At 43.1% G+C, this 20,921-nt stretch carries 17 protein-coding genes, 1 other RNA gene and 1 pseudogene; 14 read left to right on the top strand and 5 right to left on the bottom strand.

The features are described from left to right. The first annotated feature begins 83 nt into the window (after positions 1-83). Positions 84-2,681 carry a bifunctional aconitate hydratase 2/2-methylisocitrate dehydratase gene (gene acnB, locus Xind_RS12600; RefSeq protein WP_047681827.1) on the top strand — a complete coding sequence of 866 codons (2,598 nt, stop codon included), beginning with the start codon at positions 84-86 and terminating at the stop codon, positions 2,679-2,681. Between the two features lie 189 nt (positions 2,682-2,870). On the opposite strand, the pseudogene Xind_RS12595 reads toward acnB, so the two are convergent. After that, positions 2,871-3,086, bottom strand: a pseudogene (locus Xind_RS12595) (IS1 family transposase); the annotation flags it as partial. Positions 3,087-3,338: 252 nt separating this feature from the next. Here Xind_RS12595 and Xind_RS12590 point away from each other — a divergent pair. The 4 genes from Xind_RS12590 to Xind_RS12575 all read left to right on the top strand — a co-directional run bounded on the left by Xind_RS12590 (position 3,339) and on the right by Xind_RS12575 (position 6,553). Then, complete coding sequence (locus tag Xind_RS12590) at positions 3,339-3,704, top strand: YacL family protein (RefSeq protein WP_047681830.1); 366 nt, start codon at positions 3,339-3,341, stop codon at positions 3,702-3,704. 168 nt (positions 3,705-3,872) lie between these two features. Next, a complete protein-coding gene (gene mscS, locus Xind_RS12585; RefSeq protein WP_187650161.1) occupies positions 3,873-4,745 on the top strand; it encodes a small-conductance mechanosensitive channel MscS in 873 nt (290 codons plus the stop codon). Between the two features lie 240 nt (positions 4,746-4,985). Further along, a complete protein-coding gene (gene argO, locus Xind_RS12580; RefSeq protein WP_047681836.1) occupies positions 4,986-5,609 on the top strand; it encodes an arginine exporter ArgO in 624 nt (207 codons plus the stop codon). 206 nt (positions 5,610-5,815) lie between these two features. Next, complete coding sequence (locus Xind_RS12575; RefSeq protein WP_047681839.1) at positions 5,816-6,553, top strand: oxidative stress defense protein; 738 nt, start codon at positions 5,816-5,818, stop codon at positions 6,551-6,553. On the opposite strand, the gene Xind_RS12570 is transcribed toward Xind_RS12575, so the two are convergent. Continuing rightward, positions 6,550-7,458, bottom strand: coding sequence for a LysR family transcriptional regulator ArgP (locus Xind_RS12570; protein ID WP_047681842.1), 909 nt, complete (start codon positions 7,456-7,458; stop codon positions 6,550-6,552). The two genes, Xind_RS12575 and Xind_RS12570, sit on opposite strands and share 4 nt — an antisense overlap. A gap of 178 nt (positions 7,459-7,636) precedes the next feature. Between Xind_RS12570 and rpiA the strand changes: the two genes are divergently transcribed. Together rpiA and serA are read left to right on the top strand one after the other, a co-directional pair. Further along, positions 7,637-8,296 (top strand): ribose-5-phosphate isomerase RpiA, encoded by a 660-nt coding sequence (gene rpiA, locus Xind_RS12565; protein WP_187650160.1) that lies wholly within the window; start codon positions 7,637-7,639, stop codon positions 8,294-8,296. A 272-nt stretch (positions 8,297-8,568) separates the two neighbouring features. Further along, the gene (serA, locus tag Xind_RS12560; RefSeq protein WP_047681848.1) at positions 8,569-9,810 is read left to right on the top strand and encodes a phosphoglycerate dehydrogenase; all 1,242 of its coding nucleotides are present in this window, start codon (positions 8,569-8,571) and stop codon (positions 9,808-9,810) included. 122 nt (positions 9,811-9,932) lie between these two features. On the opposite strand, the gene Xind_RS12555 is transcribed toward serA, so the two are convergent. From Xind_RS12555 to zapA, 3 genes are all read right to left on the bottom strand, one after another. Then, the gene (locus Xind_RS12555) at positions 9,933-10,532 is read right to left on the bottom strand and encodes a 5-formyltetrahydrofolate cyclo-ligase (RefSeq protein ID WP_187650159.1); all 600 of its coding nucleotides are present in this window, start codon (positions 10,530-10,532) and stop codon (positions 9,933-9,935) included. 49 nt (positions 10,533-10,581) lie between these two features. Beyond that, a non-coding RNA gene (gene ssrS / locus Xind_RS12550) (6S RNA) lies at positions 10,582-10,765 on the bottom strand. Between the two features lie 180 nt (positions 10,766-10,945). Next, positions 10,946-11,254, bottom strand: coding sequence for a cell division protein ZapA (gene zapA / locus Xind_RS12545; RefSeq protein WP_038270060.1), 309 nt, complete (start codon positions 11,252-11,254; stop codon positions 10,946-10,948). A 266-nt stretch (positions 11,255-11,520) separates the two neighbouring features. Between zapA and Xind_RS12540 the strand changes: the two genes are divergently transcribed. The 7 genes from Xind_RS12540 to gcvP all read left to right on the top strand — a co-directional run bounded on the left by Xind_RS12540 (position 11,521) and on the right by gcvP (position 20,825). Next, positions 11,521-12,102 (top strand): YecA/YgfB family protein, encoded by a 582-nt coding sequence (locus Xind_RS12540; RefSeq protein WP_047681856.1) that lies wholly within the window; start codon positions 11,521-11,523, stop codon positions 12,100-12,102. A 47-nt stretch (positions 12,103-12,149) separates the two neighbouring features. Continuing rightward, complete coding sequence (pepP, locus tag Xind_RS12535) at positions 12,150-13,490, top strand: Xaa-Pro aminopeptidase (RefSeq protein ID WP_047681859.1); 1,341 nt, start codon at positions 12,150-12,152, stop codon at positions 13,488-13,490. Then, complete coding sequence (ubiH, locus tag Xind_RS12530; protein WP_187650158.1) at positions 13,490-14,680, top strand: 2-octaprenyl-6-methoxyphenyl hydroxylase; 1,191 nt, start codon at positions 13,490-13,492, stop codon at positions 14,678-14,680. Before pepP ends, ubiH begins: the two co-directional genes overlap by 1 nt. Positions 14,681-14,704: 24 nt before the next feature. Then, on the top strand, positions 14,705-15,937 hold the full coding sequence (ubiI, locus tag Xind_RS12525) for an FAD-dependent 2-octaprenylphenol hydroxylase (RefSeq protein WP_187650157.1): 1,233 nt from the start codon (positions 14,705-14,707) through the stop codon (positions 15,935-15,937). A 375-nt stretch (positions 15,938-16,312) separates the two neighbouring features. Next, positions 16,313-17,410, top strand: coding sequence for a glycine cleavage system aminomethyltransferase GcvT (gene gcvT / locus Xind_RS12520; RefSeq protein WP_187650156.1), 1,098 nt, complete (start codon positions 16,313-16,315; stop codon positions 17,408-17,410). Positions 17,411-17,456: 46 nt separating this feature from the next. Next, positions 17,457-17,849 carry a glycine cleavage system protein GcvH gene (gcvH, locus tag Xind_RS12515; protein ID WP_038270074.1) on the top strand — a complete coding sequence of 131 codons (393 nt, stop codon included), beginning with the start codon at positions 17,457-17,459 and terminating at the stop codon, positions 17,847-17,849. A 99-nt stretch (positions 17,850-17,948) separates the two neighbouring features. After that, positions 17,949-20,825, top strand: a complete 2,877-nt coding sequence (gene gcvP, locus Xind_RS12510) for an aminomethyl-transferring glycine dehydrogenase (protein ID WP_187650155.1) — start codon at positions 17,949-17,951, stop codon at positions 20,823-20,825. Positions 20,826-20,921 lie beyond the last annotated feature (96 nt).

Below are 20,921 nucleotides of genomic sequence, written 5' to 3'. Positions count from 1 at the left end.
ATCCTTGATGGTCATTTCATGGTGATCGTTACCGGGTGCAGACAGCCGGGCATATAAATGACAATGAGAGCGAGGAGTAAGTCGTGCTAGAAGAATACCGCAAGCACGTAGCCGAACGTGAAGCGCAAGGCATCGTCCCTAAGCCATTAGACGCAGCTCAAGCAGCCGCGCTGGTCGAATTATTGAAGAACCCACCTCAAAGTGAAGAAAATTTTCTGTTAGACCTGTTGACAAACCGTGTTCCCCCCGGTGTTGATGAGGCGGCCTATGTAAAAGCTGGTTTCCTTGCTGCTATCGCTAAAGGTGAAACAACTTCACCACTTGTTACGCGGGAAAAAGCCATTGAGTTATTGGGAACCATGCAGGGTGGGTACAATATCCATGCTTTGATTGATGCTCTCGATGATAAAAAATTGGCTCCAATTGCAGTGAAGGGGCTATCCCAGACTTTGCTGATGTTTGACAGCTTCTATGATGTGGAAGAAAAAGCGAAAGCAGGTAATCCACATGCTCAACAAATTATCCAGTCATGGGCTGATGCAGAATGGTTCCTGGAACGTCCTGAACTGGCAGAAAGAATTACAGTTACTGTCTTTAAAGTCACCGGTGAAACTAACACCGATGACCTTTCTCCTGCACCAGATGCGTGGTCACGTCCGGATATTCCATTACATGCCCTGGCAATGTTGAAAAATGCCCGTGAAGGTATCGAACCTGATCAGGCGGGTGTTGTTGGTCCAATCAAGCAAATTGAAGAACTCAATAAAAAAGGCCATCCTCTGGCGTATGTAGGGGATGTCGTGGGTACAGGCTCTTCCCGTAAATCTGCTACAAACTCTGTATTGTGGTTTATGGGGGAAGATATCCCGTTTGTGCCAAACAAACGTGGTGCAGGTGTTGTATTGGGTGGAAAGATTGCGCCAATCTTTTTTAACACGATGGAAGATGCAGGTGCATTGCCGATTGAGGTAGATGTTTCCAAACTCAATATGGGTGATGTTATTGATATCTACCCTTATAAAGGTGAAATTCGTCATCACGATACCAATGAAGTGCTGGCAGCTTTTGAACTGAAAACGGATGTACTAATTGATGAAGTGCGCGCAGGCGGCCGAATTCCATTAATTATCGGCCGGGGTCTGACAGCGAAAGCCCGTGAATCTTTAGGATTGCCACACAGTGATATTTTCCGTCAGGCAAAAGCAGTTGAGAAGAGCAGTCGTGGTTTCTCGCTGGCACAGAAAATGGTAGGTCGTGCCTGCGGTACTACCGGGATCCGTCCGGGAGAATACTGTGAACCGAAGATGACTTCTGTTGGCTCTCAGGACACAACTGGCCCAATGACGCGTGATGAATTGAAGGATTTGGCCTGTCTTGGTTTTTCGGCTGATCTGGTTATGCAGTCATTCTGCCATACAGCGGCCTATCCAAAACCGGTTGATGTAACAACTCATCATACTTTGCCTGATTTCATCATGAACCGTGGCGGTGTATCCCTGCGTCCGGGAGATGGGATTATCCATTCCTGGCTGAACCGTATGTTATTGCCAGACACTGTAGGTACAGGTGGAGATTCCCATACGCGTTTCCCTATTGGTATCTCTTTCCCGGCGGGTTCTGGGTTAGTGGCATTTGCCGCTGCGACGGGGGTTATGCCGTTGGATATGCCTGAATCCGTATTAGTTCGTTTTAAAGGTAAAATGCAACCAGGTATAACCTTACGTGATCTGGTTCATGCAATTCCTTACTACGCGATCCAGCAAGGTTTGTTGACAGTAGAGAAAAAAGGTAAGAAAAATATTTTCTCTGGCCGTATTCTGGAAATTGAAGGTTTGCCAGAACTCAAAGTTGAGCAGGCATTTGAATTGGCAGATGCTTCCGCAGAACGTTCCGCAGCAGGCTGTACGATCAAACTGGATAAAGCACCGATCATTGAATATCTGCAATCTAATGTCGTATTGCTGAAATGGATGATTGCAGAAGGTTATGGTGATCGCCGGACATTAGAGCGCCGTATTATCGGTATGGAAAATTGGTTGAAAGATCCACAATTGCTGGAAGCAGATGCAGATGCAGAATATGCAGCAGTGATTGAAATTAATTTGGATGACATCAAAGAGCCTATTTTGTGTGCACCAAATGATCCGGATGATGCTCGTCTGTTATCAGAAGTTGCTAACAATAAAATTGATGAAGTATTTATCGGCTCCTGCATGACGAATATTGGTCACTTCCGTGCGGCTGGTAAGTTACTGGATCAACATAAAGGCCAGTTACCGACCCGCCTGTGGGTTGCTCCGCCAACGAAAATGGATGCTGCTCAACTGACAGAAGAAGGCTATTACAGCGTCTTTGGTAAGAGTGGTGCGCGCATTGAGATCCCTGGTTGTTCACTGTGTATGGGAAATCAGGCTCGTGTTGCAGATGAAGCGACGGTGGTATCTACGTCTACGCGTAACTTCCCAAACCGTTTGGGCGCGGGAGCCAATGTATATCTGGCATCTGCGGAGTTAGCTGCTGTGGCTTCATTGTTAGGTCGCCTGCCAACGCCAGAAGAGTATCTGCAATTCATGTCCAAGGTGGATGAAACAGCGGCAGATACTTATCGTTATCTCAATTTTGATCAATTGAACCAATATACCGAAAAAGCAGACGATGTGATCTTCCAAACTGCTGTGTAAAAAATATCTTGCTAAGAAATGAGAAGGCGAAGGCCTTAATACCGCTCGCTTAAACGCGAGCGGGCTTTTTTTGTAAGGATCATGCTTACCAATATGCTGAGACTGAATTTTAATCAGATGGAACAACAAAGGTTCTGTCGCATTAATGGTGTTTGATACGGGTCATGTATTAAATGGTTAGATTAAACATTAAAAATAATGTTCACGCTCAATAAAAGTTCCTATCACCTTATCGTGCATTTCTTCGAATTTTGAATAACCAATAGTTTTTCTATTCAATCTTTTTAATCGAGATAAACGTCTTTCCGTCAGATGCTCTTCTTCGGGAAGGTTGTCATAAACAACATAATCATTCGTGCAGTAAAACCGAATATTAAAAGGGGATAAGAGGGTAAGTATGTTCTGATTTGCGACAATAACGATAATGGACGTCAACTTTAACCATGTTTCACCATTAAAAAGCCATAATAACTAACCATTTAAGACACGGACCATCTTGGTTTACTTAAGTGAGCAGTATTAAGGCGGAGTCCTCCCTTTTTTATGTCTATTTTTTGTGGCAAATTTTGTGTCAGTTTGTGGATAGACTCTGGGGTGGACATCGGAAATGTTTAAAACCCAGATGTGGTTGATATAACAAAAAGGTGGAGGTAAGTGATGGAATATGAATTTATACAGGATATCACTGGTCAGGTGATGACAAATTTTTCAATGGATCATGAAGCTATTGGTCACTGGTTGAATGAGGAAGTAAAAGGCGATTTAAGTATTTTAGATAAGATAATTTCAGCATTGATGGATATAAAAGGTAGTGAACGTCAGTGGCAATTGAACGGTCATGAATACACACTGTTAATGAATGAAGAAGAAATTATGATCAGAGCTAATCAACTCCAGTTTGATACAGAGATGTTAGAAGAGGGGATGAGCTATTACGATAATGAGAGCCTGGCACTTTGTGGTACAGATGATTTTATTAATATGTTGGCAAATTACAGAGTTTTTGTTTTGCAAAACAATTAAAGGTAAGTGTTTATGTTCAACCAATGGCAGATTTCTGCCATAATCGATATTCCATCATTTTTGTGTAACATATTTGTGTGACATTGTACTGGCTTTTTATTTATAAACAGGAGCCTATATTGCTGGGAGTGTCTTCCCGGCAGGTTCCAACAAAAAAGGTAGGCTTTTATGGAAGAGATCAATCTATCAGGTGAGATTGATAAGGCAGCAAATTGGTTTGTCAATAATCAAAATCTACTGATCCAGTATGCAGTGAATATTGTGTTTGCCATTTTAATTCTGATTGTAGGCTTGGCTGTTGCTAAACTGGCAAATAAAGCTGTGAAACGCGTTATGACGCTACGTGGTATTGATGCGACTATTTCTGACTTTTTGTCAGCAATAATTCGTTATGCCATCATCGCCTTTACTATTGTTGCGGTGCTTGGAAAATTAGGCGTTCAGACCGCCTCTGTGATTGCCGTTATTGGTGCCGCAGGTTTGGCTGTCGGTTTGGCATTACAGGGTTCACTGTCAAACTTCGCTGCTGGCGTGTTGCTGGTAGTTTTCCGTCCGCTCCGCACTGGTGAATATGTCATTATTGGTGCAGTGGAAGGGACGGTTGTACAAGTACAAATTTTCTCCACAACATTACGTACTGCGGATGATCGTATTATTGTGATCCCTAACGGAAAAATTATTGCGGACAGTATTATCAATACCAGCCGTGAACCAAACCGCCGTACTCAGATAATGGTCGGAGTTGCTTATGACGCTGATATCGATGAAGTAAAGAAAGTGTTGGGTGACGTTATCAAAGCGGATAAGCGCATTCAGCATGAGAAAGGTGTCACTATTAGGTTGCATGAAATGGCGCCTTCATCACTCAATTTTATTGTACGTGTGTGGACAACTAATGGAGATGCCTGGAGCGTTTACTGGGATCTGATGGAAAATTTCAAACGAGCTTTGGATAAACACAATATTGGTATTCCTTTCCCACAAATGGATGTTTATCTGCATCAGCAGCAAGTTGCTCTACAGAAGAAAACGGAGCAATAATCAATATATTTGGTGTGAGAAATCTTGGTGTGAGAAAGTAGAAGTACTCTCACACCAAGTCAGCACTGCTTAAATAGCTTGGGGTTTGCCACTCTTTCCACTCTGTTTCTCCCAATACCTTTTAATTACTCTATAAGTTTCTTTAATGATAGATAAGAAATATTTATTTCTGCTAATGAATGAATTTTCCTAATATGTAGATAGAACTTATCTGATTGAATAAATATTAGGAATTTTTGCATGTTTTCAACATTGATTCAGGGCTTTTTTCTCAGTGCCGCAATGATTATTCCACTTGGACCACAAAATGTTTTTGTGATGCAGCAGGGTAGTAAAAAACGCTTTCATTTGATGAGTGCCGCATTATGTTCTATCAGTGACATTATTCTTATCATGGCAGGAGTCTTTGGGGGTAGTGCCTTGCTTGGGCAGTCAGCATTTCTGTTGCAAGCTGTAACATGGGGAGGCGTTGCATTTTTGCTATGGTACGGATGGGGGGCTTTTCGGCTGGCATTATCAACGGATATTGCATTCTCCAGCACAGAAACTCTGGCTCAAAGCCGCTGGCGGGTTATTGTGACATTATTTGCAGTAACCTGGTTGAATCCTCATGTTTATCTGGATACTTTCGTTGTATTAGGTAGCATTGGAGGACAATTATCAGCGGAACACAAACCGTGGTTTACTGCCGGTGCAGTTACCGCATCCATCAGTTGGTTCTTTGCATTGGCTATTCTGGCTGCATGGTTTTCATCAATTCTTAATCAGCCACGATCTCAGCGCATCATTAACTTATTTGTTGGTTGTGTGATGTGGTATATCGCATGGAATTTGTTTAAGCAAGAATTACAAATTTTTAATTAAATTAAACATTTCTTTATAATTTAAATACTTCTTTATAATTCAAACCGTTTTTTATAAATATAGTTCTTTATAAATATGGTTCTTTATAAATATAGTGTGCTAATGTTTCTGAAAGCAGCTTGTCTTAATATGAGAATTCTGTAGAAAATACTTATTTATTTGCTGTGTACCTAATAGATAAAGGGTATATCCGAAAGGAGGTTTTAGTGAAACGTAACTCACTGATATTTGCTGTTATGTTAGCTGCAGGCAGTTTGTCATGTATGACAGCTTCGGCTGCGGAATTACCGTCCACCCCGCATGTATCAACTTCTGGTAATGCGACAATCAAAGCGGCTCCAGATATGGCGACTTTGTTGATCCATGTGAAAGTGAGTCAGAAAAGTGCAGCAGATGCGAAGAGAAAAGTGGATGAGCGTGTTGCAAAATATTTTGATTTTTTGAAAACGAATGGTATCGAAAAGAAAGATATTAATGCAGCCAATATACGGACTCAGCCAGAATATCAGTATGATCAGAAAACAGGCAAATCAACGCTTACGGGATATGACGCTTCCCGCTCAGTTGAAGTCAAAGTTCGTAAGCTGGATCAACTGAATACACTGTTGGATGGAGCCTTGAAAGCGGGATTAAATGAAATTAATTCCGTACAGTTCAGCGTAGCCGATCCTCAGCGCTATCGTGATGCAGCCAGACAGAAAGCAATTGCGAATGCGATTCAACAGGCAACTGAATTAGCAAAAGGTTTTAACAGTAAGTTAGGTTCCGTATATAGCATCACTTATCGTCCGCCTGAAGCGGTGCCTTTTCCAATGAGTCGGTTGCAATTCAAATCAGCTTTAATATCTGCGGCTTCTGCGGAAAATTCATCTGATGAAACTTATGAACCGCAGAGCATAGAGTTTTCTGATCATGTTGATGCAGTTTTTGAGTTACAGCGTTAATTAGTTTCATCATCTTCCTGACGTAACATCTGGCGTCCTAGTTTTAACAGGGCGTCAGTCACTTTTCTCATCGCGCTGCTTTCCGGGGCAAAACGGTGCCAGTAAAGCATACGGCGTTGGCACAAGCCGGGGGTTAAATCAACCAATTCACCTGCCTTCAATTCTTTGTCGATTTGTAAATGGGGGATCATGCAACATGTCGATCCTTGTTTTGCCAATTGAACAAACGCTTCGGACGAGTTAACGATATGGCAAGGCACACTGCCCGGTGATAAATCAAAATATTGTTGCAAAAAGGCCTGATGCATATCATCCAAATGATCGAATGCAACAGCAGGGGCTTTCAATAAAGCTGAGCGAGTTACTCCATTGGGGAAAAAACGTTCAGCAAATTTAGGAGAGGAGACGAACAGATAATCAAGAGCACCTAGCTTATCTACCAGACAGCTTGGTAGGGGATGTGATTGAATACTGATTGCACCAACAACTTCCCCACGTCTCAGGCTTTCTTGTGTACGTGTTTCATCTTCCACCTGAATATTGAGCTGGATAGGTAAATCGGAAAGCACAGGATGAAGTGCCGGTAAGAGCCAGGTTGCCAGACTATCCGCATTGACGGCAAGAGAGAGCAATAAAGGAGTATCATTACCATTTTCATCACCAAGCCATTGTGCTTCGAGCAATTCTACCTGATGTAATAACGCAAGCAGTTTTTGCCCTTGCTCTGTAGGGCGCGGGGGAACGGTACGAACCAATAACGGTTGACCGAATAAATTTTCTAATTGCTTGATACGTTGGGATACTGCGGATTGAGTGATACAAAGCTTTTGTGCTGCACGTTCGAAACCGCGTTCACGGATCACGGCATCCAACGCTTGTAGGGATCGGTAATCAGGGCGTTTCATCGAAAATCAGGTTCTCCGTTTTTACTCTTCTCTTTGAATATCTGGGTACTATATTGTGTGTTCAAACGATTTTTGGGTCTAGGTAGCACTATGCCATATTTTTTCACAGGATAAGATAAAATATTGTTTATACTGGCGGCTGGATTTTTCTTGTAATTAATTATAGGCAGTAATTGATATGACACAGGACGAATTGAAAAAAGCGGTAGGTTGGGCAGCACTGGAGTATGTCAGACCGGGAACCATTGTTGGGGTTGGTACAGGTTCAACAGCATCTCATTTTATTGATGCGTTGGGGACGATGAAAGACAAAATTGAAGGTGCAGTATCCAGCTCGGAAGCATCAACGGAGAAATTGAAAAGTCTTGGCATTCCTGTGTTTGACTGTAATGAAGTTGATTCTTTGGATATTTATGTTGATGGTGCTGATGAAATTAATGGCAACATGCAAATGATTAAAGGTGGTGGAGCAGCATTGACCAGAGAGAAAATCATTGCTGCTGTGGCAAAGAAATTCATTTGTATCATTGATGAATCCAAGCTGGTTGATATATTGGGTAAATTCCCGTTACCGGTTGAAGTTATTCCGATGGCACGTGCTTATGTTGCCCGTGAGTTGGTGAAATTAGGAGGAACTCCGGTTTACCGTCAGAACGTTGTCACTGATAATGGTAATGTCATCTTGGATGTTCATAATCTTGCCATTCTTAACCCAATCGAATTAGAAAACACAATTAATGCTATTGCTGGTGTGGTAACTGTTGGCTTATTTGCTAACCGTAGTGCGAATGTCGTACTGGTTGGTACAGCTAATGGTGTAAAAACGGTTGCAGAGTAATTATTAGTTGAGGGCAGAATATTCTGCCCTTAAAAAATTTTCTGATTTATATTCAAAAAATAAAATTCAGATATATATATTGTATATTTGTTTAATTATCACTCAAAGTTCTATATTTATCTCGTAACTAAAAGTTTTACTTTGCGTAACAACTTTTTTATTGTTTCTTATGCTGTTTTACAGGCAAACGATTGTATTGCTGTTGACGTTTTTTTTGTTATTTTAGTGAAACCTATCGGCATTACGAAAATTAGTACAAATAAGGCGGATAAATGGTTAAGGTATCTTTAGAAAAAGATAAAATTAAGTTTCTGCTGCTGGAAGGCGTTCATCAAAGCACAGTAGACAATTTGCGGGCAGCAGGGTACAGCAATATTGAGTATCATAAAGGCGCATTAGAACCGGAAGCGCTGAAAGAAGCGATCCGCGATGCCAGATTTGTGGGGATCCGTTCCCGTACTCAGTTAACCGAAGAAATTTTTGCTGCTGCTGAAAAATTGGTTGCAGTTGGGTGTTTCTGCATTGGCACTAATCAGGTTGATCTGAACGCCGCAGCAAGACGCGGTATTCCCGTATTTAATGCGCCGTTTTCCAATACACGCTCAGTAGCTGAAATGGTATTGGGAGAATTGCTGCTGTTATTGCGTCGTGTTCCAGAAGTCAATGCCAAAGCTCATAAAGGGGAATGGCACAAACAGGCTGCGGGTTGTTATGAAGCACGTGGCAAAAAATTAGGCATTATCGGTTACGGTCATATCGGCTCACAACTTAGTGTCCTGGCTGAAAGCATCGGTATGAATGTCTACTTCTTTGATATTGAACATAAATTACCACTGGGGAACGCTCAACAAGTTCATCATTTATCTGAATTGTTAAATATGAGTGATGTTGTGAGTCTGCATGTTCCTGAAACATCTTCAACCAAAAATATGATCGGGGCGGCAGAATTAGAGCTGATGAAACCGGGTTCAATTTTAATCAATGCTTCACGCGGTACTGTTATCGATATTCCTGCATTAGTTAATGCGTTAGAAATTGGGCATATTGCCGGTGCTGCGATTGATGTATTCCCCGTGGAACCGGCAACCAACAACGAGCCTTTCGTCTCCCCATTAATTAAATTTGATAATGTACTGCTGACGCCACATATCGGTGGATCCACGCAAGAAGCGCAACAGAATATCGGTTATGAAGTTGCTGGAAAGTTGGTCAAATATTCTGACAACGGTTCTACACTGTCAGCGGTTAATTTCCCGGAAGTTTCACTGCCAGTGCACGCTAAGGATACTAATCGATTACTGCACATCCACGAAAACCGTCCGGGTATCTTAACCAGCATCAACCAGGTTTTCACCGATCAGGAAATCAATATTGAAGCACAATACCTGCGTACTGAAGGTGATATTGGTTATGTGGTTATCGATATCATGACGCAAAATCCGGCTCAGGCTGAATTAGTTTTACAACAACTCAGAGCCTTACCAGGTACTATCCGCTCCCGTCTGCTTTACTAAGGCGAGCTGTACTTAATTGAATGAACAAGTGAATTAGGTGAAAAACACGTAACCAAATAAAATAAGGGCTATTGAAGAAACAATAGCCCTCAAACTAATCTGCTAAACTCAGTCCTCTACAATTATCCCGGCCAATGCCATATTTTTTCTGGTGTGATAATTTCTGGTAATGGAATATCCCAGCTTGCACTGGGTAGTGCATTAATTAACTGAAAATTGTGTGCCAGCCCAATCGGATAAAAATTTTTCTGTTGCCATTTGGCAAGCGTTCTGTCGTAGAACCCTCCTCCCATGCCTAAGCGTTGTCCTGTAAGATCGAAAGCAACCAGAGGAATAAACATAACGTCCAGTTCAGAGATAGGTAAAACCTGCCTGACATCCAGTGATGGTTCTTCTATATTAAAGTGGTTGCGGACAAGAGAAGTTTCAGGTTGATAACGTAAGAACAATAAGTGATTCCGACTGAAAGGATGTAATACTGGTAAGTAAACCTGTTTATTTTGCTGCCAAAGTTGTTGAATCAATGGACGTGTATCTAATTCTCCGTCAAAAGAGAGATACAGGGCAATTTTCTCCGCTTGAAGGATCTTGGGATGAGCCATGACTCGCTCGGCAGCCTGTAGAGCAAATTGCAGTTGTTGTTCAGGAGAAAGGTTTTTACGTAGTTGTCGTATTTTTTGTCTGATACTTTTTCGGAGAGAAAAAAAAGAATCTGATTGCATGATACCTGCCTATTTAGTAGTGCAGAAAAGGATACAAAACAGATAGATAGGATTCTCCAAGATGCCGTTACAGGTGGTAACCCTTGAACCCTTGGTTCAAGGTGAACGTGGAGTCGCCCCTATTAGGCTTCTTGGTCTGGCCAAGCATGCTCACAAGAAACGGAGCACCACATTCTATAGATATGAAATATCGGCTCAGGGGACTTCCCTGCACACGAACACCTCAGAGAAAATTTTTTATCACTTAAACCATTGGCAGAGAACCATTAAATCAGGAGCCTACCTATTTGGTTTTAAGTAACATCATGTGACCTATTGTATGTAACTAAATGGAGAAAGCAACTGGTTATATTCATCTATCGTGACTACTGCCTGATTTATCAACAAAGATCTGTTTATTGACAGGTAGATGGTCAGCTAATTTTATTACCTTGCTCTAATAAGGCTTGCTCAATAGTCTGCTGGAGCATTTTAATTTTCTGTTCCATATTGTAGGAATAATCACGGGTTTTCATTTTTTCTTGTGCTAACTCGTGACAGATATTCAGTGCCACAATAAAAACCAGTTGCTCAGTGTTAGTCACTCTGGTGCGTTCTTTGAGGTTATGCAAACGCTGATCAAGTTCCTCCGCCGCAGCTTGCAATGCTTCTATCTGCTCTGGTGGACAATTGACACGTAATGACCGCCCAAAAATCTGAATATCTACTGGTTGTGCAGACATGACACCTTCCTGATTTATTACTGTATCGAACCTTTGTTGATACCTTAATTCTGATATACACCCTTTAGCTTTCAAGTTGCTATATGTTATTAGCTGTAACTCGAAATTTATTGGGGGTAAAAAAACATATTTTGGTATAAAAATAAGGCCGACACCAATCATTACCGTACAATACCAAAAGACAACCTGATTATGTTGTCTGGTATAGCGACTCCCCTTGATGGTAGCATAGCATGAACTTATATCGCCAACGATGATCAATATACATGTCTATACAAAACTCATTACCTAATTATCAATCATTTGATGAAATTTTGCATCAACAGTCCGTTGCACTGACAGCCGCAGAGATGCATGGCTTAATAAGTGGTTTATTATGTGGTGGAAATCACGACAGTAGCTGGCAGACTCTTGTACATGATCTCGCTAATGATGGTCTTGCATTTTCACAGATACTCGCACAGTCAATCAGAGAATTGTATGAAGTCACTTTCGAATCATTAGATGATAGTAACTTTAATTTTAATTTACTGCTTCCTGATGATGAAGCTGGTGTTTTTGCATGTGCTGACGCGTTGGCAGGATGGGTAAACCATTTCTTGTTGGGATTGGGAGTTGCAGATCCAAAAATAACAGAAAAAAAAGAAATTCAGGAAGTTATTACTGATTTACGCAATATAGGTATGTTGGGATACGACGAAGGCGAAGATCAAGAAGAGCTATCTCAGGCACTGGAAGAAGTATTGGAATATGTCCGTGTTGCAGTGCAGCTCTGTTACATTGCATTGGCGACGTCCAAAAAAGCAGGTAATACAACGAAAAAAGATGAAAAACCAACGCTGCATTGATTGGTAATTAACTAATTATTAATAATAACGAGATTGCAGGAGAGGGTATGACTAAACAAGAATATTTATCCCGTCGTCAGGTATTATTGTCAAAAATGGCACCGGCCAGTGCGGCCATTATTTTTGCGGCCCCGCCTGCGACACGCAACTCAGATAGTGAATATTCTTATCGTCAGCACAGTGATTTTCTTTACCTGACTGGATTTAATGAACCAGAAGCTATTCTTATTCTTATCAAAAGCGATGAAACTCACAACCACAGTGTGTTGTTTAATCGAGTGCGTGATCTTACTGCAGAAATCTGGTTTGGTCGTCGGCTTGGGCAGGAAGCCGCTCCAGAAAAACTGGCAGTGGATCGTGCTTTGCCATTTAATGATATTGATGAACAACTCTACCTCTTGCTGAATGGGTTAGATGTGGTTTATCACTCTCAGGGGGAATTTGAATATGCTGATAAGATCGTATTCAGTGCTCTGGATAAGTTGCGTAAGAATAGCCGCCGTAATCTCAGTGCTCCGTCAATAATAGCAGACTGGCGTCCGTGGCTGCATGAAATGCGTTTGTTTAAATCAGAAGCTGAATTGGAAATCATGCGCAAAGCTGGGAAAATCAGTGCTCAAGCACATACCAGAGCTATGCGAAGCTGCCGTCCGAATATGTTTGAATATCAGCTTGAAGCTGAAATTCACCATGAATTTACCTATCACAGTGCGCGATATCCTGCTTATAACACTATTGTTGGTGCAGGAGAAAATGCTTGTATTCTGCATTACACAGAAAACGACCGTCGTATGAAAGATGGTGATTTAGTGTTGATCGATGCAGGTTGTGAATATGAAGGGTATGCGGGGGACATTACACGGACGTTTCCGGTCAATGGCAAATTTACCCGTCCTCAACGAGAAATTTACGACATTGTGCTGAAATCCATCAATGTTTCCCTTGAACTTTATAAGCCGGGTACTAGCATTCGTGAAGTGACTGAGCAGGTTGTTCGCATCATGGTTGAAGAGCTGGTTAAACTAGGCATTATGCATGGTGAAGTAGAATATTTGATTGAGACCAATGCCTATCGCCAATTTTTCATGCATGGTTTAAGCCATTGGTTGGGGCTGGATGTCCACGATGTGGGGCATTACGGTATTGATCGTGATCGCATTCTGGAACCTGGTATGGTACTCACTGTTGAACCGGGGTTGTATATCGCACCGGATGCTGATGTGCCGTCGGAATACCGTGGTATTGGTATCCGTATTGAAGACGATATTGTGATTACAGAATCAGGCAATGAGAATTTGACGGAGTATGTTGTTAAAGATCCTGATGAAATTGAAGCACTGATGGCACAGGCAAAACCGGGTTACAGTCATCAGGAAGCCAAGTCATAATGAGCGTGATTATCGTGGGAGGAGGGATGGCTGGTGCAACATTAGCGCTTGCTATTTCTTCTTTGAGCCGGGGGCAGTTGCAAATCTCCTTAGTTGAAGCAGCAGAGCCAACACAAGAACATCCGGGTTTTGATGCAAGGGCGATTGCTTTAGCTTATGGCACATGTCAGCGTTTGAGTCAGATTGGTGTCTGGCCTGCACTTAGAGATTGTGTGACCCCAATTACTCACGTTCATGTCAGTGACCGCGGTTGTAGCGGTTTTGTCAATATCCGGGCTGACGATTATGACATTCCGGTATTGGGTAACGTGATTGAGTTGCACGATGCCGGAAGCCGTCTGTTTGATTTATTAAAACAAGCACCGAATATCAAACTTTATTGTCCGGCTAAAGTGAATGCTGTTGAGCGTCTGAACACTGCAGTTTCTATTACCTTGAATAATGGCAAAAAACTTACGGGAAAACTGTTGATAGCTGCGGATGGAAGCCAATCTTCCGTAGCAAAAGCCTGTAATATCCCGTGGCAGCGGCAGGATTACAGTCAGTTTGCCATCATTGCCAATGTCCTGACATCTGAACATCACCGAGGCCGGGCATTTGAGCGTTTTACTGAACATGGCCCGTTGGCACTGTTGCCAATGTCAGAAGGGCGTAGCTCGTTAGTCTGGTGTCACTCATTAGATAAATGGGCGGAGATTAATCAGTGGGAAGATGCCGAGTTTCTCCATCAACTGCAAAAAGCGTTTGGCTGGCGTCTGGGAAAAATGTTGGAAACAGGTCAACGGCACAGTTACCCGCTGGCCTTATCTACATCCAATCAGCAGATCAGCCATCGTTTGGCATTAGTAGGTAATTCATCCCAAACTCTGCATCCAATTGCAGGACAGGGTTTTAACTTAGGTATGCGTGATGTAATGGCATTAGCTCAGGTTATTTCAGCTGCTGCGATTGAGGGGCACGATATCGGCTCTTATAACGTTCTGACTCGTTACCAACAGCAACGTTTTGCAGATCGTGAGGCAACTATCGGTATTACTGATGGGTTGGTTCGGCTGTTTGCCAATGACTACTTTCCGTTGATAATCGGACGCAATCTTGGCCTGATGGTGATGGAAATGTTGCCACTGATAAAGGGCACACTGGCCCGTCAGACATTGGGTTGGGGCGCCCATCGTTCAACGGCAGAATAAGTCAGATTAAGAGGAATTAAAAACATGCAATCATTTGATGTGGTGATCGCAGGAGGCGGTATGGTTGGCCTTGCGCTGGCCTGTGGTTTACATGGTAGTGGCTTGCGCATTGCGATTGTAGAAGAGCATCCACCAACCAGTATTTTTCATACCGATGATGAACATGCGTTGCGTGTTTCTGCCATCAATGCAGCCAGTGAACGGTTATTAACCCATCTCGGTGTCTGGCATAAACTCCTCGCAATGCGTGTCAGCCCTTATCAGGGGATGGAAGTTTGGGATCAAGATAGCTTCGGTCGTATTCAGTTCAATGCGGCGGAAAATGGCCTCAATCATCTTGGACATATTATCGAAAATAATGTGATCCGGCAGGCTCTTTGGCAACAGGCTGAAAGTTTATCTGATGTAACTATGTTTACCCCTGCTTCTCTTAAGCATGTTGCCTGGGGAGAAAACGAAGCTTTTATTACCCTGTCCGATGAGCGAATGCTGACTTCACGGCTAGTTGTTGGTGCAGATGGTGCCCAATCATGGTTACGTCAGCATGCAGATATCCCACTGACTTTCTGGGATTACGAACAGTATGCATTGGTCGCTACTATTCGTACTGTGGAGCCTCATCAAGGGGTTGCGCGCCAGGTTTTTCATGGAGATGGTATTCTTGCTTTCCTGCCACTTTCTGATCCTCATCTATGTTCTATTGTCTGGTCATTGCCTGCGGAAGCGGCGCAACAGCGCAAGACAATGGAGACTGCGTTGTTTAATCGGCAATTGAGTGCCACTTTTGACATGCGATTGGGGCAGTGTGAGTTGATCAGTGACCGTCAGACTATCCCGTTAATGGGACGTTATGCTCGTAATTTTGCTGCACATCGGTTAGCTTTATTGGGAGATGCAGCCCATACAATCCATCCATTGGCCGGGCAAGGAGTTAATCTGGGGTTTATGGATGTAGCAGAGTTGATCGGAGAATTGATTCGTTTGAACCAGCAAGGCAAAGATATCGGTCAATATCTCTATCTTGGTCGTTATGAGCGTCGCCGTAAACACAGTGCGGCTGTCATGCTGGCTGGTATGCAGGGGTTTCGGCAGCTATTTGATGGGAATAATCCTGTCAAGAAATTATTTCGTGATGTAGGGCTGACTTTGGCTAACCGTTTCCCCGGAGTAAAGCCACAATTACTCCGTCATGCGATGGGGCTTCATGATCTGCCGGATTGGTTGATTACTCAAACCTCCTCAGTTGAAAAAATCTAATTCTTCCTCTTGTTTGGGATTAGTTTTTTTTATAACAGGCTAAAGTGTATTCAGTTGGTTTGCTTCACACTTTAGTCTATTTGTAATAAAAAAAAGAATATTTTTTACATATTACTGCCATTTTTTAGCGTTCCCACACAATAAAATAGAAAAAAATTCCGCATGATAGTGAAGGGTTTTTGAAGGTGTCATTGTTATGTTGATAATTTATTTTATGGTTCATTTCTATTTTCAGTGATAACTTCTAGTCCAAGGTATCGTTTGCGTCATTAACCGCTTCTTTGCTTCATGATCCAACATTTGCCGGTTAATACGCCGTATGTATGTTACTCAGATCAAGAACGTTTTCATGTTAAAAATGGAAAGAGGGAAATAATGTCAAAACACACCCCACTATATGATCAGCATCTGACATGCGGGGCGCGCATGGTGGATTTTCATGGCTGGATGATGCCCCTTCACTACGGTTCACAAATCGACGAGCATCACGCCGTGCGTACTGACGCAGGTATGTTCGACGTTTCCCATATGACCATTATGGATTTGCACGGTACAGGTTGCCGTGATTTTCTCCGCTATCTTCTGGCAAATGATGTTGCTAAGCTGACTGAAAAAGGCAAGGCGCTTTATACCGGTATGCTTAATGCTTCCGGTGGTGTTATTGATGACCTGATTGTCTATTTTTTCACTGATAATTTTTATCGTATGATCGTTAACTCGGCGACACGTGAAAAAGATTTAGCCTGGATCCAACGACATGCGGAAAAATACCCTGTTGAGGTCACTGTTCGTAATGACTTGGCGTTGATTGCAGTTCAAGGTCCTAACGCACAATCCAGAGTTCAGTCTTTGTTAAATAATGAGCAAAACCAATCCATTACAGGTATGAAACCTTTCTTTGGTGTGCAATCTGGTGACTTATTTATCGCAACTACGGGTTATACCGGTGAAGCGGGTTATGAAATTGCATTGCCTCACGAACAAGCTGTTAATTTTTGGCAGCAGTTACTGAAAGAAGGTGTTAAACCAGCGGGACTAGGCGCACGGGATACACTGCGCCTTGAAGCCGGTATGAACCTTTATGGTCAGGAAATGGATGAATCCATCTCACCTTTGGCTGCGAATATGGGCTGGACGATTGCATGGGCACCGGAAGAGCGACAATTTATTGGCCGTGAAGCCCTGTTGAAACAGCGTGAAGCAGGGACAGAACAATTGGTTGGGTTAATCATGCGTGAAAAAGGCGTCTTGCGCAGTGGGTTAACAGTTAGTTTCACAGATAAAACGGGTGAAGTCCGTTTTGGTGTTATTACCAGTGGAACATTCTCACCTACATTAGGATTCAGTATTGCCCTTGCCAGGGTGCCGCAAGGGGTTGGAGAGCAGGCGATTGTTCAGATCCGTAATCGCGAGATGCCGGTTCAGGTTGTTAAGCCGGGTTTTGTCAGGATGGGAAAATCGCTTGTAGGATGATTTTGGTCGCAACATTTTAATGAATAAAAATAAGGAGATGGAACCGATGAGTCATGTACCAACTGAATTAAAATATACCGAATCACACGAATGGATTCGCTCTGAAGGAAATGGCGAATATACCGTGGGTATTACCGAACATGCTCAGCAGTTATTGGGTGATATGGTATTCGTTGACTTGCCTGAAATCGGAGCGGTCATAAACAGTGGTGATGATTGTGCAGTCGTTGAATCAGTCAAGGCGGCTTCTGATATTTACGCACCACTGAGTGGTGAAGTTATCGCAGTCAACCCAGCTTTAGAAGGTTCGCCTGAATTAGTGAATAGCGAGCCTTATAACGAAGGCTGGCTATTCCGCATCAAAGTTACTGATGAAAGTGAATTGACCAACCTGCTGGATGCAGAAAGTTATCGGTCACTATTGGAAGAAGAAGAGTAGTAATCACCGCCCCACATCACCTACGTTGCCAACGCCATACAGTGAGTGGGGCGTTTTTTATGTGTGCCGTTTTTAGCTAGTTTCAGGAAATTATTATCAATGATCCAGACTCTAATCCAACTTGAAAATCAAGGTGAATTCATTCGTCGCCACATTGGTTCCTCTGCTGAACAGCAAAAAGAAATGCTGGCAATGGTTGGCTCGAACTCTCTTGACGATCTCACTAATAAAATTGTTCCCCGCGATATCGCATTACCAGAGCCACCAGCAGTAGGCGAAGGTGCGACAGAACAACAGGCACTGGCTGAACTGAAAGCAATAGCGGGTCAGAACAAACGTTATCAATCTTACATTGGTATGGGATATGCTCCCGCAATACTACCGCCAGTTATCTTGCGTAATTTACTGGAGAATCCCGGTTGGTACACAGCATATACGCCTTACCAACCTGAAGTTTCTCAAGGGAGATTAGAAGCCTTGCTGAATTTCCAGCAAGTCACCATCGATCTGACCGGATTAGATCTTGCTTCAGCATCCTTGTTGGATGAAGCCACCGCAGCAGCCGAAGCGATGGCAATGGCAAAACGGGTTAGTAAACTGAAAAATGCGGAGCGTTTCTTCGTAGTTGATGATATTCACCCACAGATATTAGATGTAGTGTGTACGCGAGCGGCAACATTCGGGTTTGATGTCATTGTTGATAAAGCAGAAAAAGTACTGGAACTAGAGGGTATTTTTGGTGTTTTGCTGCAACAAGTTGGTACTACAGGTCAGATCCATGACTACAGTGATCTTGTCGCAAAACTGAAACAGCAAAAAATTATTGTCAGTGTTGCCGCTGATATTATGGCACTGGTTATGCTGACTGCGCCGGGTAAACAGGGCGCTGATATTGTCTTTGGTTCAGCACAGCGTTTTGGTGTCCCAATGGGGTACGGCGGCCCACATGCTGCATTCTTTGCTTGCCGTGACGAATATAAACGCTCAATGCCGGGCCGTATTATAGGTGTTTCCCGCGATGCCGCTGGCAACCGGGCATTACGTATGGCAATGCAAACACGTGAACAGCATATTCGCCGTGAAAAGGCGAACTCCAATATCTGTACCTCACAGGTATTACTGGCAAATATTGCTGGTATGTATGCGGTTTACCACGGTGCTGAAGGTCTGAAAAGAATTGCGGGGCGCATTCACCGATTAACCGATATTTTAGCTGCGGGTCTACAAAAAGCGGGTATAACGCTACGTCACAAAACATGGTTTGATACATTGGCTGTAGAAGTCGCTGATAAGGCATTAGTACTGGCACGAGCGGAAAAAGCACAAATCAACTTACGGACTGATATTCTTGGTGCCGTTGGCGTGTCATTGAGTGAAAAAAACAGCCGTGAAGACTTGATAACCCTGTATCAGGTTTTAACTGGTTCTGAGACTGTGTTAGATATTGATGTTCTTGATAGTGAAGTATCAGAGAACAGCCAATCCATACCGGCTTCAATGCTGCGCAGTGATGAAATTCTGACACATGATACCTTCCGCCGTTATCATAGCGAAACAGATATGATGCGCTATATGCATAGTCTGGAACGTAAAGATTTGGCACTGAATCAGGCCATGATCCCATTAGGATCATGCACAATGAAATTGAATGCAGCAGCTGAAATCATACCGATCACATGGCCTGAATTTACTGACCTGCATCCTTTCTGCCCGCCAGAACAAGCGCAGGGTTATCAACAATTGATTAGTCAGCTCTCACATTGGTTGGTATTACTGACGGGATATGATGCGGTATCTATGCAGCCAAACTCTGGTGCTCAAGGAGAATATGCTGGCTTACTGGCAATTCGTCATTACTACGCCAGCCGAGGTGAACAACACCGTCATATCTGCCTGATCCCAAGCTCAGCCCACGGCACAAACCCTGCTTCTGCACATATGGCAGGCATGACTGTGATTGTGGTGAATTGTGATAAAGAAGGCAATATCGATCTGGCGGACCTGTGTGAAAAAGCGGAAAAACACCGTGATGAACTGGCTTGTATCATGGTTACCTATCCATCAACCCATGGTGTATATGAAGAAACTATCCGCCAGATTTGCGACATTATTCATCAAAATGGTGGGCAGGTTTATCTTGATGGTGCAAATATGAATGCTCAGGTTGGGATCACAACTCCGGGCTTTATTGGTGCTGACGTTTCACACCTGAATCTGCATAAAACCTTCTGTATTCCGCATGGTGGTGGTGGTCCGGGTATGGGACCGATTGGTGTGAAAAAACATCTTGCTCCTTTCCTTCCGGGGCATTCCGTGGTGGAAATGGGATCATTAACCACATCGGGTGCCGTATCAGCCGCCCCATTTGGCAGTGCATCTGTTCTGCCGATTAGCTGGATGTACATCCGCATGATGGGGGCAAAAGGGTTGAAACAAGCCAGTCAGGCTGCGATCCTGAATGCAAACTACATTGCTGCTCGTCTGAAAGGTGCTTATGAAATCCTTTATACCGGCCGTGATGGTTACGTTGCCCATGAATGTATTTTGGATATTCGCCCACTGAAAGAAGAATTCGGCATCAGTGAAATGGATATTGCTAAACGTTTGATTGACTATGGCTTTCATGCGCCAACTATGTCATTCCCTGTCGCTGGAACTCTGATGGTTGAGCCAACAGAATCAGAAAGTAAGATTGAAATTGATCGTTTTATTGATGCGATGCTGGCAATCCGCGGCGAAATCAGAAAAGTGGCGGAAGGTGATTGGTTACTGGAAGATAACCCGCTGGTGAATGCACCACATATTCAGGCTGAGCTGATTGCTGACTGGGACCATGCGTACAGCCGTGAAATTGCCATTTTCCCGACAGCAGAGACAAAAGCAAATAAATATTGGCCGACGGTGAAACGCCTTGATGATGTGTATGGGGATCGTAACTTGCATTGCTCTTGTGCACCAATTGAAGATTATCGTTAAGCATGGATCATGGTGTTGTGAATTGATTTAGAATAAAATGAAATAAAAGCAGTGTTGAGAGCCATCTCACACTGCTTTTTTATATCAGCTAGAGGC

Source organism: Xenorhabdus indica (genome assembly GCF_014467235.1).
Lineage (GTDB): Bacteria > Pseudomonadota > Gammaproteobacteria > Enterobacterales > Enterobacteriaceae > Xenorhabdus > Xenorhabdus indica.
This window is presented reverse-complemented; position numbering and strand designations above follow the sequence as displayed.